This window comes from Pseudomonas sp. WS 5027, from assembly GCF_012985695.1.
Classification (GTDB): Bacteria; Pseudomonadota; Gammaproteobacteria; order Pseudomonadales; family Pseudomonadaceae; genus Aquipseudomonas; species Aquipseudomonas hygromyciniae.
The window spans coordinates 26,895-39,220 of record NZ_JAAQWU010000034.1 but is presented as its reverse complement, the minus strand read 5'-3'; the positions used below and the strand labels follow the sequence as shown (position 1 = coordinate 39,220).

Below are 12,326 nucleotides of genomic sequence, written 5' to 3'. Positions count from 1 at the left end.
CAGACCTGTACACAGGGCGCGCCCATTATATACGTATATAATGGGCGCGCCCTGTGTACAGGTCTGACCCTATCTACTATATGGATATTGTTTGTCCTTGGGCTTTGTATGTACTATTAATATATATAGGGCTTGACCTGCACCTGTATATGGCCTATGGTTGTACTTGGGCTTACCTTGTACATTTTGGAGGGTGCGGCAATGGCTGGATTTGGCAACCGTGGTGGGCAGACTCGGCAGAAGGTCGAGCTGCAGAAGATGATCGATGACCTGCTCCTGGACATCGCGCAGATCGATGGCGACGACTCGATCAGCAGGGCCGACAAGACCAGGCTCCTGACCCGGCGCGCGACCAGGTTGAAAAAGGAGCTGTACGAAGACCGTCGACGCAAGGCGTCCGACAAGCTGGCGCCGGCCAGTTACCGCCGCTACCTGACGATCGTGCGCAAGGCGATCACCGCGAAGAACTGGCACCATCACAGCCTGCAGGCCGAAGCTGCGCGGCTGGGCAAGAAGTTCCCGCAATACGCCGAGGCCCTGGCGGCGATGGCCAGCCTGGGGAACATCACCGAGATCCGCCTGGCGCACCGCGACCTGGCCAACCAGGTGAAGCGCGATCGGAACGACGACGCCTATGAGGCGATCGCCCGCATGAAGCTGGACCACGAGATCATGCGCCACCTGACCCTGCCTGTGGCCACGGCCGAACACCTGGCCGATGAGCACAGCGAGCGCCTAGAGGTCCGGGCCACCAACACCGTAGAGATCAACTACTACTGGCTGATGGACCGCATCGCCGAGCTGCTGTCGGAAACCCGCGCCAATGCCGACGGCACCTTCTCCCCTTCCTTTTCGCACCTGGCCCTGGGCCTGGCTTTCGCCACTGGCCGGCGCGAGGTCGAGGTCCTGGCGCTGGGGCGCTTCAAGAAGGTCGGCGACTTCGAGGTGGAGTTCAGTGGCCAGGCCAAGCGCCGAGAGGGCGTCGACTACAGCGACAGCTACACCATCTACACCCTGGTGCCAGCCGACGCAGTGATCGATGCGATGGATAAGCTGCGCGCCCTGCCAGAAGTCCTGGAGCTCCAGGGCATGAGCAACGTGCAAATCAACCAACGCGTGGCGAAGACCCTAAACACCCTGGCCAAGCGGGTTTTCCAGGATGAGGCGCGGGTCTTCCGCGATAGCCGCGCGATCTGGGCGCGGCTCGTGTTCGAGCTGCACTTCAACCGCGATGCCCGCTGGAAAAAGGTCAACGAGTCGATCTTCTGGCGCTCGATGCTGGGGCATGAGGACGTCGACACGCAGGAGGCTTACAAGCAGTTCAAGATCGACTACACCGAGCCAACCCACACAACCTACAAGCACGCCAGTCGCCTCGAGGCGCTGTCTGCCCTGGACAAACACGAGCGGATCGCCGGGCGCAAGGCGATGGAGCGGATCCACGACTGGGTCAAAACCACGGTCAAGGATGAACCAGGTGCTCGGATCAACCAGAACGTGATCACCCTCGCCTTGAAGTCGAACCGCGCCAACATCAAGGAGTACCTGGAGCTTGCCGGCGAGGCGCTAGCCACGCCGAATCGTTCCTACCTGGAGGCCAAGGCGCCGCCGCCGCCAGCCGACGTGGTGAAGGGGAAACCCCACTTCAAGCCGCACAAACAAGCCGACGGCACCTGGTTGGTGGTCGCCAGCGTCAACGGGGTTGAAGTCGCCACCGCGACCGATGCAACCCAGCTCGGGGCAATGCAGAAGGCGTTCAAGCTCGTTGCTGCCGGTTAGGCAGGTGCGCCACGTTCGGCGCCGATTGCACTTCGATAGCCGGGGCCTGCCCCGGCTTTTCATTGGCCAGGAGAGCGTAAGTTTCCTCATGGCTGTCACCTGCCATCTGGAGGCGCTCCCGCAGGATCGCCAAGCCTTCCACCAGGTCCTCCTGGCTCAGGGTTAGCACTCCCGCCTCAAGCATGTTGACCACTGTCAACGCGCTGCGGATCTTCTGTCCTGTCGTATCCATCGAATCCCACACTTGCACTTTTCCTTTCCTCCTTGGCAGTCATGCCATTAATGCCGGTACTGGTTGTTTATACAGTATCACGCGCCCGATTTCTTCATCAGGTCTGCCGCGTATCCCAGCTCGAAACCGATCCGCCATTCATCCGCCCCCGGGGCAAGCCAGCTCATCACCGTTTCGCGCCGTAGCGCCCCGATGACCCGTGCCAGCGGTAGGCCGAGAGGGCGTGAACAGCGAGCGGCGATCGCGAATACTTTCTCCGCAAGTCCCAAGGGATACTTTTCATCTGTGTCTACACCCTCACACTGCAAAGTATCCCTGTCGCTCGAAAGCGCAACAGGCGCAGCCTGTGGGGCCTCCGCGGGCTGCGCTGGGGCAGCTTTGGGCTGGTAGGCGGACTCAGTCTCGTGCGTGGTCAGAGAATGCACGCCAAGGGCTTTGCGGCGCTCGACGTAGTCCATAATGATGCCCCAGCTCTCGGGGGTGATGGCAAAAAGATGGCGACCGTTTGTCTTTCGCTTCGTCACGTTGGCGCCCAGGCGTGCCAGGACGTTCTTCACCAGGGTGGTGTAGCAGCGGCCAACGCCGCCTCCAATCTTGAGGCTCAGGAACAGGTCCAGGGTCTTCTGGCTTTCTGTGACCATCGCGTGCACCTGGCGCATTTCAGCCGCGCCGAATTCGCCCTCGCCAGTGAAGCGATCGACGCCCAGGATCTCGAAAATTCTGACCAGCATGGCGCGTGCGGCGGTTTTGTAGCGCTGTTGGGATAGGACGACCCGTGCCTTGCGCTGGGCCTTGTCGTAGTCGCGTGCCTGTTGCTCATCGGATTGCAGCAACTCCATGGCGTAGACCTTGGGCACGCCGCGGTCGTCATAGAACGCGATGTCAGTCGGGGTAGGTTCGTCGACGCCGAGCTGGTGCGCGATGTGATAGCGATCGAGCTGGGCGCTCTCGCTTTCGCTGCGGACCTCCTGGCGATTCAGGCGGGTGAACTCTTCCTCGGTGGGCGTCTCGACGCTGTCGATCAGGTCGCAGCGCTTATCGAACACGATCTCTCCAGCGAACTTGCGGTTCTTGCGGCTGGCCTTGGCCAGGTCACTGTCAACGGTCAGGCGGTTAACCTGGTAGCCGTCGGCGTAGAGCATCAGCAGCAGGTTGTTGGCGAAGTTGTTCCGGGCAGCGTTTTCAGTGGTAACGCTGGAAAGGAACAAATGATCAAAAGCGCTTTTCTTCCTGCGAATGAGGATCTCGTCGGTGGTTTCTTCGAACTCACAAGCGATCTCGTCAGAGGCCAGGAAGCCGCGCCATAGCGTCTCCGGGTCGGTCGGGCGCATGCCGGTGGCGTGCCCGATGCCGACCAGGTAGTGCCTGGCGGTTCGATCGCGGCGCAGCATCTGGATGGCGTCAGATGGGCCGACAGTGTTGCCGCTGAACAGACCAATATGGTGCTCGAAGTGCGGCGTCGTCATCGACACGCCCGAGCTGATGGCCGGGGAGTAGATGAGGACGTCGTACTTGAGCGCCTCCTCGTTCGGGTTGCACAAGAACGCGGTTACGTCGGGATCCGCCTTCGAGTCGGCGTGCACCAGGAGCATTTTGACGGGCTTGATCTTCTCGTCTTCCACCGCGGTTTCGATAAGAGCGGCCATTTTCGTTGCCGACTCGGCTGAGTCGTTGGCGACCAGGACGCGCTTCCCGCCTGCAATGAGGTCGACCGCCATTTGCCAAGCGCTCTCATCGTCGGTGTGGTCGACGCGGATCTGGTCGCTGGCGCCGGATACTTCCAGGATGGTGATCTGCTGGCCTGGTCGGGCCATCTCACAGAACTCGATGACCGTGTCGTTTGCGTCCGCATCACACAGCAACACGCGCTTGGCCGCGGCGACAGCTTCGAGGAGTGCATCGAGAACCTTGACGCGGCCATCGACGGGGCCGGTGGTGACGTGGCGCACGACCTGGCTGGCTTCGTCGATGCACAAGGTGTCGACGGTGGTGAACCAGGAGGTTTCGTGCGAGTTGTAGAATTTCGGGTGGGTCAGGCTGTTGACGCAGCATGCCAGGTGGTAGATCCCTGGCATCATCGCCGCGCTGACGTTCTGGTAGTGCTGAATATCCAGTCGCGCCGCGGCGTCGTCCAGGAGCGAGATCCGGTGGGCAATGTAAGCGGCTTTGGACGACGACTGCATCAGCGGGGCGATAAGCTTCTCGGTCTTACCCGAGCCCATGGGGGCGCGAACGATGACCATGCCCTCGAGGGATTCGACCAGGTCGGCGAGGTGGGCAGGCAGGACGATGCCGCCGTGGGCAGCGCGAACGCCCTCGATGCGCAGGTGCTGAATGTTGGTGCGTGCCAGGGTGCCAGCCGAGAAGCCGCGCAGTCTTTGCGCGTCGGCCATTTTTTGTTTGGCCAGCCACATGGCGCGGCTGCGGATTTTGAAGCGGCTGGCGCTGCTATTGGTGGGCAGGTGGGCCAGGACCTGGCGCAGAACTTCGGCGCTGGTGTACTTGATCGGGACCAGCATCATGCCGGCGGTTACCGCCTGCAGCGCTGCTTTCTCCGACTGGTGCTGAGTGCCTGACAGCTCAAGGCGCTGCAGGCAGTAGTTGAACCAGTCTTTCTCGGCGCGCATGACGTTGTCGCGGGCGCGCAGGGCCTTCGCGGTCGCCTCGAGGCCGAATTCGACGTGGTAGTCGTTCCAGTCGGTTGGGCCTTTGCGGGTCGCCTTGAAGCCGGCGATCGCTTCCTCGCCCAGGGCGTCGAAACTGGGCACCACGGCGGTGTGCTCGAGGTCGCGGTGGATTTCAAGGCCGGCCAGCAGACCGGCGTTCGCATCCTTCCAGGCGTCGTTGTCCGCGGCATTATGGAAGCGCCAGGCCGGGTAATACTTGCGGTACAGGCGCGCTACCTTGACCAGGTTATCGACGTTGAAGCACACGACGACTGCGACTTCTTTCCCGGCCTGTAGCTCGGCCAGGTAGGTGCTGGCGCCGGTCGCGAAACCTTCGCTGAAATACTTGCGGTCGGCTGTCTCCAGGTCACCGATGATGCAGTGCAGACCTTCCATCTTGACGCCCGTGCCCTGGAGCTTCACGTCGGCATAAAGGCGCTGCAGGCCGCCGAAATTGCCCTCGATCGAGTACATGGGAATGGCGGTGAATTCGCCGTGACTGTCACGCAAACGCTTTGTTTTGAAGCGTGACATGACGGCGCCGATTTGCTTCTTGACCAGGTACGGAGCGCTGCCGTCTTCGTCGCCGACCAGCTCGACGAAGCCGTTGCGGATCTTGCCGTTGGATTCGAATTCGAACTCCTGGCGACCGCCGCACAGCCAGACCGTTTCATAGGCCAGGCGCTCGCGCTGTACGCGCGCCTCGGCTTCCCTGGCCCGCTGCTCGGCGGCTTCGCGCTCGGCCTCGCGCTTGATGCGCCGCGCTTCTTGCTGTTCGAGCCAGCGCTGGTGCTTCTCGCTGGTGATCGAATTGCCTTCGCGCCGGTAGAGCTCAAGCAGGGCCGAGAAGCCCGACCAGGTGCTGGTGCCGATGCTGGGGTTGTTGTTGTTGAAGGTGAGGAACGGGGTGTCAAAGCCGCCTTTGGTGTCGCGCTTGATTGCGCCCCAAACCATCAGCTTGCCGCGGTGGGCCTTGTCGGTGTAGTAGCCCTTGCCCTTCGGCCTGGTCTTCTCCCCACTTTCGCCCTTGAGTTCGACGCTGTTACGAACAGCGTCCCAGCGCAGGCCAACGTCCGCTGCAGCGGCCGCGATATCCCCGTCGAAATAGTCAAGCAAGGCCCAAGGGTCCGAGCGGAAACGCTCGGCATAGAACTTGGCCAGGGCTCCGGTTGCATCATTCCGGTTGTGCATCGTCTTCCTTATGTTCAAAAGCGCAAAAGCACAAAAGAACATTCGGTTGACCCTGACCCCTAGAGTTTTACACTTGAGCCTCAAACGTGTGGTTTAGCTAGCCTGGATTACCTGCCCGCAAAACAGATAATTCCACCAAAAGGTTCAGCTCGCTGTGTGGCTCTCTGGGGTCAGCAGCAACCGAAAATAGGCCGAGGTTTCCAGACCCCGGCCTTTTTCTTTTCTGCCTTGCATAGCGTCAAAAAACTGCGGGTCTTGGCCGCAGTGTACGCGATCTATTCTCTATATAGAACGTCTGTTCATTCTCTTTATCGAATCATCCCCTTCTCGAAGGCCATGGCCATGGCAGATACTACGCCCACGGTCGTGAAGCCCCCGTCGATTTGCTCCATCGGAAACTGAGGGTTCAACGCCCGAAGGTATCGCTGTTCCCCATTCTGGATCAACCGCTTAAACGTCAAATTTGCCGGCGAACTTGAATAGCCGACGACAAAGTCATTCGGTTCGGCCTGGCGCCGGGGGTTGATGAATATCGTGCAGCCGAGTGGAAACGCAGGCCCTGACATGGCGTGCATGCTGTCGTCCGGCACGACCAGGGCGAACAGTGCCCCGGGTGGATTTTCGGGTGGCAGGATCCAGGGGGTGCCATTCGGCAACCGCTTAGGATCGGGGTTTAACGCCCATTCCACGGCCATATCCCAGGGGACGACCGGCACCCTTTTCGCCGATTCGGCCGGCGCTATCGACCCACCAGGGTTGGCCGATTCTTCGAGCAGGGCGTCTACGGTGGTGTCCAGGGCAGCGGCCAAGGCCGCCGCGATAGCGACACTCGGCATGCTGGCGCCTTTCTCTACAGTCGATAGAAAGGATGGGTACAGGGCGCCCCCTGTTTCATCACAGGTCCGTTGCAATGACCAGCCTCGCTCTTGCCGGCGACGGCGGATGGCTTCGCCTATGGTGAATTTGTCTTTCATCGTGCCTCTCTCAGTCCTTTGCGTATTGTCCGTCCTGAATTGGTAAAAACTCCATTCAGGATTGAGTAATTGTGTTGCCTAATCCGTTCTGTATAGAGAAAATGTCGCCATAACTACTTGTAGACCCCTTTTGGAGAGAAAGGTGCTATGGCGACGCGAACGGAACGCGACATCGTGCTGCAGTACACAAACCACTGGTTCGCCCACTCAGAATGGTCGATCGAGCGGTTTGCGTATGAGCTGCTGGCCCCCGCATTGGTGGCGGCGAAGCTTGTCGAGGATGACCTCGAACAGACAGACGGCGAGGCTTGGACCAGGCAGCGTAAAGCCTGGGCAACTCGTGTCGGTCGTATCTTCAACGGCACCAGCCCATTCCCGCTTGAGTGGAAATGGGTGTGGGTCAACGTGCTACCTACAGAGTATGCCGCACAAATCCGCCGTGATTGTCTGGAATTGATCGGTGTTCTCGACATTCGTGCGCCGATTGTCGCCCCAGGCAAGCCCACGCCAACTGCGGCCAACCTTGGAGAGGTACTTCACGAGTTTGGCTCGTTCGTTTCGGCTGCAACGCCTGCCCACGACGGCCGGTACTGCCTGGAGGACGACCCGAAGGCGGTCGACCTGATGCTCCAGGAGGGCGCAGACGTCCTGGCTGCCCTGGTAACGGAATTGCTGGCGGTGTCGGCCGGTACCGGCCGTTCTGTGCCGCTGCTGTCGTTCCTGTTCGCTGCTGCGCGCCAGCAGGCGGTTCGCTATGGCTGAGAAGGCCCCCAAAAGCTACGGGCGTCTGCCGGCGCCGGTAGACCCTGAAAGCTTCGACCTGCACGAGCCGGCGCCCGAGGGTGAGACGGCCGAAGAGCGTACCCGGCGCCTGGCCAGGATCCGCAAGCGCAAGCAGCGGCTGGCCGAGGCAATGGCAGCGCTGCAAAAAGGCGCTGTGACCGTGTCCTTCGAGGCTTACCCGGGCACCGCCGACGACGTCGCGACCATCTGTGATGCCGGCGAATTCGAGGAATTCCAGGAGGCGATCACGCTAATCCTGCGCAACGTGGCCGACCTGGCCCGGCGTGACCGTCACGCTTTCGCGCAATTCGTTTCATTCCCGTCACGCAAGGAGGCCGACCAGTGAAAGACTGGCTGAAGGTATTCAAGGTCGCGCCTAGCGCGGTTTTCGTCGTCACCAATGAAAGCGCCCAGCCGGGCGGCCAGCTGCGTGTGCGCTTCGAGGCGCGCGTGTTCGGCGCCACGGCTACCCGCGACAAGTCGTTCGAGTCTGCGGACGCTGCCGGGGCGTTCTTCGACCTGGTCGACAAGAACTTCGTCGAGCAGTGGTGGCGGGATCTGAACGAAAAGGTCCTGGAAGAGTTCGAGGGCTTCTGGCTGCGCGGTGACCAGGCAGTTGAACCGCGGGGGCTGCACCATGCCTGATGCGTGCGACCAGGTCACCGACATGCAACTGGACGTCGCCGCGGCCTTCATGGATCGGCGCGCCATATTGGCCGTGGCCGTTCGGCATGCGGTAGTTATCAACGCCGACTGCCGGCGCTGCGGTCGGCCGATCGGCCTTGATCGGCTCCAGGCGGTTCCAGACGCGACAAGGTGCACGCCATGTCAGGCGTCCCTGGAGGTGCGCACATGGAGCTGCTGACGCTCAAGGGCGGCGTCTCTCGGCCCGCCTCGCCGCCTGCGCCAGCTGGCCCGCGATATGTGCTCGATACGGACGTAGTGCCTGCTGCGCCTCTGGCGCCTCGCCGCGGCCGGCGTCGTGTGCCCGAGGTCATCAGTCATGACCGCGCGGTGATGCGCGACCTGGTGCTGGGAGCGCTCCTGGCGCCCCAGTTCTTCCGCGATGAAGAGCCGCGCGAAGTTGGCGGGTATACGACCGAAAACACCCGAGATTCCTTTCCCAAGCGCCTGCTCGAGGAGCGAAGCGAAGTCCCAACCGAGGGCGGCGAGGCCGGGCGCCTTCCCCGCGAATATGTGGTCAGCTTGGCCCGAGGTACGACGAGAGTGATCGCCAGCGAGACGCGCAAGAAGAAAGCCAGCTCTATCCCACTCGGCCCGCTGGCGTTCCAGGACGCCCATGTAGTGCGCGCTGTGTCCAAGCTGGAAAGCGGGCACCAGCACTGGCTGCGCTACGCCTATGGCGACTCCAAGGACTGGGCGGATGAATCGGGCTCGGTTGTGGCGCTGTGGGCGCTGTTCGAGCCGAAGTTGGGGAACGCCCAGGGCAAGACCCTGAAAAAGGCCAAGGGCTTGGCACACTTGGCCGTCCAGGACATGAAGCTGTTTATGAACTGCGCCCGCTCGAACTATGGCGCTGGGCGCCTGCAGGAGCTCCTGGGCGTCACTGACGTCAACTGGCGCAAGCACTGGACCGGTCGCTGGGAGACGCTGCGCTCCCTGGTGCTGGCCATTGACCAGGCCGCCCTGGAGGCGCTGCACAGGGAGCTGGCTGATTATCCGTATGTCCTGGTGGAGCGAGGCTTGTGATCGCCTGCTCGCAGTGTGGGGCTGCTCCAGAGCGCCGCGCCGATGGGGAGCGTGGCCTGGTCATGTACGCCTGCCCGGCCTGTCTGCACCATGGCGGCGCCTTCCGCTGCGAGCGCCGGGCTGTAGCGGGTTGGGGGCTGGTCAATGACCCGGACCTGTCTCGGCACCAGTGCGCCCAGGCATCGCCGCCGCGGTTCTTCCAGCGTGCCGCTGCGTGGGGTGCTCGATGTGGGTGTGGCTTCGAGTCAGTGGGGTTCGCGACCATCGAGGGGGCGCGTGCTGGCTGGGAGAGGGGGTTGCGCGATTGAAGGCCCTACGGATCACTGCGTGCTCTGATCGCTCCTGGTGGTACCGGGATTTGGTGGGCCAGGTCGTGCCCCTGGTGCGCGTCATCGCTGAGGGGTATCTGTCCAGGGAGCCTGCCGGGTACACGAACGTGGTAAAGGCTCACGAGGCCGAAGTGGTAGACGTACCCTGCGACTGCGGCAATTGTTCTAATGTTCCAAAGAACTAAAGCGCAAAGGTTCACGAGAACAAAAGAGAAAAAGCGCTATTGACCAAAAGTCACGGTTATGGCCTAATAACTGCTCAAATGCGATACATGCAAACCTAAACCCGCCTAGTGCGGGTTTTTGCGTTTCTGGCGCCGCGCTTTTTAGCGCACTTCTCTCTCAGTACGCCTTCGTCGTGCTGCCTTTGGCCTGCTCCTGGAGCGGGCCTTTTTTATTCCAGGACTCCCTCATGGATGCCAACAAGCTGCAGTCGCTAGCCGAACTGGGCGCCACTGAGGGCGCCAAAATGTTACCCCCTGCCGCCGCTTTCACGATCTACGGCGTGACGCTCCAGACCTGGGCGCTGGCGGTGCCGGTGATCTACTACCTGGCTCTCCTGCTCGACCTGGTCGGCCGCCGCTGGGTGGTGCCGCTGTTCAAGGCGATCCGCGACCGCAAAAAGACAGCCGGGGGTGCCGCTGATGTCGATCGTTAAGCGGATCATCGCCGCGGTGACGCTCTCGCTGGCCGCCGCTGGTTTCACGGTCAATGAGACGGGCCTGCCGGTGCCGATCGAGCGGGCGGCCATCATGGCCGGCCTGATGATCCTGACCCCCGAAATGGAGGGCACGGTCTATCAGGCGTACCCGGACACGGGCGGGGTCTGGACGATCTGCACGGGCCACACGAAGGGCGTGCGCCGCGGTGATGTGGCTACGCCAGGTGAGTGTGCGGCCTACCTGCAGGGCGACCTGGGCGGGGCTGTGGACTACGTTATGCGCCACTTCCCCGAGGCCACCATCTGGCAAAAGATCGCCATGGCCGACTTCGTCTACAACGTCGGCGCTACGGCCTTCCTCAAGTCCACGCTCTACCGCCTGGCGAAGGCCGGGCAGTGGCGCGCTGCGGCTGACCAGTTCAGCCGGTGGGTCTACGTGGCCGGCCTTGACTGTCGAATCCCGGCCAGCAACTGCCGGGGCATCCCTATACGGCGCGATCTGCAGCGCACTCTCTTCCTGGTGGGCCAATGAAACAAGTTCTGATCCGATGGACCGGGCTGGCTCTGGTGGCCGCTCTGTTCTTTGCGCTCGGCTACTACGAGCGCGGCGTCAGCGAGGACGGCAAGGCCAGCGCGGCCACCGCCAAGCAGCTGCGCGAAGCCTTCGACCAGGGCCAGGCCCTGGGCACCGTGCGCGACCAAGTCGTCACCGTCTACGTTGACCGCGACCGGGTGATTGAGGGCAAAACCAAAACCATCATCCAAAAGGTGCCTGTGTATGTCTCCGAAGCTGCTGACCGCGCTTGTACTGTCAACGCTGGCTTTGTCCGGGTGCATGACGCCAGTGCAGCCGGTTTGCCAGCCCCTGATCCTGCCGGAGCTGCTGATGAAGCCGGCTCGGGAATTGCGCTCTCTGCCGTCGCCGAAACCGTCGCCGGCAACTACGGAGCCTGCGAGCAAAACGCCAACCAGCTGACCCAGCTGCAGGCGCTGCTCAAGCAGTACCAGGACAAGCAAGGGGGCTCCCAATGAAGCGCAAAACCTACCAGGCTTCGGAGCTGCGGGCCGGCCAGACGATCTTTGTCGGTCGCATCAACTTCGTACCGTGGCCGCCGGAGCCGATCGTGGCGGCCTACCTGGTTACCAGCCATCGCGGGCACATGCCGGCCGTGGGTGAAATGTTCCCCTACCAGCTTCGCCCCGAACTGGTCGCCCATATCGGCCAGTTCTGTCCACTGTTCCGCAAGCGGCGAGACGCACAGCGCTGGGTAGACCAGGAGCTGAAAGAACTTGTGGCCCGCCTGGTGAAAAAGACAGCCGGGGTGGAGAAATCAGACGCGGCCGTTATACCAGCCTGAGCAATGCACCCTTCAGCAGGAGAAACCGAATGATTCCAAGCGAACAGCAGGTAGAGCAGCGGATCGCTGTCTTGGGCTTGACCGCCCCGCGCGTAACCCCAGCGATGATTGATGCCCTGGTCGATAGCCTGACCTTCGATACGCACTACATCCCAGGCACGACCACGGTGGTGGCCACCTCCCTCCTCCCCTCGGGCTTTACCGTCGCCACGACCAAGTCGGCCTCGGCATCGCCTGACAACTTCAATCTCGTCCTGGGCATCGAGATCGCGATCGGGAAGTGCAAGGACGAATCGCGCCAGAAGCTGTGGGAACTCGAAGGCTATCGACTCAAGCAAGCGCTGCACGAGCAAAGCGTCGATATCGCCGCTGATAGCGTTCGCACCATCCGCGCGAATCTCGAACAGGCACGCGGCGAAAGCTCGCTGCACCGTGCGGCCGGCCTGCGAGCCGAGTGCACGGGCGCCGTCCAGCCCTGCCCCTGCGGGGCCGGCCAGGCCCAGCCTGCCCCCCTGTAGGGTTTTGGGTCCTCCCCCGGCCCCTCCCCCCTCACGGGTCGGAAACTCGCGGGATTCGCGTGTGTTCGATTTCGTGAGTCGGGTCCTAACTTCCTTTCTTGAGGCCCCCCGGGCTGCATCGCTCG

At 62.1% G+C, this 12,326-nt stretch carries 14 protein-coding genes; 11 read left to right on the top strand and 3 right to left on the bottom strand.

All coding sequences use genetic code 11. The features are described 5' to 3' along the window. Positions 1-201: 201 nt before the first annotated feature. Positions 202-1,779, top strand: a complete 1,578-nt coding sequence (locus tag HBO09_RS27435) for a protelomerase family protein (protein ID WP_170061027.1) — start codon at positions 202-204, stop codon at positions 1,777-1,779. Here the strand turns inward: HBO09_RS27435 and HBO09_RS27430 are convergent. From HBO09_RS27430 to HBO09_RS27420, 3 genes are all read right to left on the bottom strand, one after another. Then, positions 1,757-2,011 (bottom strand): hypothetical protein, encoded by a 255-nt coding sequence (locus HBO09_RS27430; RefSeq protein ID WP_170061026.1) that lies wholly within the window; start codon positions 2,009-2,011, stop codon positions 1,757-1,759. The two genes, HBO09_RS27435 and HBO09_RS27430, sit on opposite strands and share 23 nt — an antisense overlap. A 77-nt stretch (positions 2,012-2,088) precedes the next feature. Next, positions 2,089-5,868, bottom strand: coding sequence for a plasmid replication protein, CyRepA1 family (locus tag HBO09_RS27425; RefSeq protein WP_170061025.1), 3,780 nt, complete (start codon positions 5,866-5,868; stop codon positions 2,089-2,091). A gap of 308 nt (positions 5,869-6,176) precedes the next feature. After that, complete coding sequence (locus HBO09_RS27420) at positions 6,177-6,842, bottom strand: S24 family peptidase (RefSeq protein WP_170061024.1); 666 nt, start codon at positions 6,840-6,842, stop codon at positions 6,177-6,179. A gap of 174 nt (positions 6,843-7,016) precedes the next feature. Here HBO09_RS27420 and HBO09_RS27415 point away from each other — a divergent pair, with 174 nt between their 5' ends. From HBO09_RS27415 to HBO09_RS27365, 10 genes are all read left to right on the top strand, one after another. Continuing rightward, complete coding sequence (locus tag HBO09_RS27415) at positions 7,017-7,604, top strand: hypothetical protein (protein ID WP_170061023.1); 588 nt, start codon at positions 7,017-7,019, stop codon at positions 7,602-7,604. Continuing rightward, the gene (locus tag HBO09_RS27410) at positions 7,597-7,971 is read left to right on the top strand and encodes a hypothetical protein (protein ID WP_170061022.1); all 375 of its coding nucleotides are present in this window, start codon (positions 7,597-7,599) and stop codon (positions 7,969-7,971) included. The genes HBO09_RS27415 and HBO09_RS27410 overlap by 8 nt, the downstream gene beginning before the upstream one ends. Continuing rightward, positions 7,968-8,270: a hypothetical protein gene (locus tag HBO09_RS27405; protein WP_170061021.1), complete on the top strand. Its 303-nt coding sequence runs from the start codon at positions 7,968-7,970 to the stop codon at positions 8,268-8,270. Before HBO09_RS27410 ends, HBO09_RS27405 begins: the two co-directional genes overlap by 4 nt. Positions 8,271-8,450: 180 nt before the next feature. Continuing rightward, positions 8,451-9,335, top strand: coding sequence for a bacteriophage antitermination protein Q (locus HBO09_RS27395; protein WP_170061019.1), 885 nt, complete (start codon positions 8,451-8,453; stop codon positions 9,333-9,335). Then, positions 9,332-9,643, top strand: coding sequence for a hypothetical protein (locus HBO09_RS27390; RefSeq protein ID WP_170061018.1), 312 nt, complete (start codon positions 9,332-9,334; stop codon positions 9,641-9,643). Before HBO09_RS27395 ends, HBO09_RS27390 begins: the two co-directional genes overlap by 4 nt. Positions 9,644-10,076: 433 nt before the next feature. Beyond that, positions 10,077-10,322, top strand: a complete 246-nt coding sequence (locus HBO09_RS27385) for a hypothetical protein (protein WP_170061017.1) — start codon at positions 10,077-10,079, stop codon at positions 10,320-10,322. Beyond that, positions 10,309-10,857, top strand: a complete 549-nt coding sequence (locus HBO09_RS27380) for a lysozyme (RefSeq protein WP_170061016.1) — start codon at positions 10,309-10,311, stop codon at positions 10,855-10,857. The genes HBO09_RS27385 and HBO09_RS27380 overlap by 14 nt, the downstream gene beginning before the upstream one ends. Beyond that, on the top strand, positions 10,854-11,357 hold the full coding sequence (locus tag HBO09_RS27375; RefSeq protein WP_170061015.1) for a hypothetical protein: 504 nt from the start codon (positions 10,854-10,856) through the stop codon (positions 11,355-11,357). The genes HBO09_RS27380 and HBO09_RS27375 overlap by 4 nt, the downstream gene beginning before the upstream one ends. Further along, positions 11,354-11,683 carry a hypothetical protein gene (locus tag HBO09_RS27370; protein WP_170061014.1) on the top strand — a complete coding sequence of 110 codons (330 nt, stop codon included), beginning with the start codon at positions 11,354-11,356 and terminating at the stop codon, positions 11,681-11,683. The genes HBO09_RS27375 and HBO09_RS27370 overlap by 4 nt, the downstream gene beginning before the upstream one ends. Positions 11,684-11,712: 29 nt before the next feature. Continuing rightward, on the top strand, positions 11,713-12,201 hold the full coding sequence (locus tag HBO09_RS27365) for a Gp49 family protein (protein ID WP_170061013.1): 489 nt from the start codon (positions 11,713-11,715) through the stop codon (positions 12,199-12,201). The last annotated feature ends 125 nt before the right edge of the window (positions 12,202-12,326 follow it).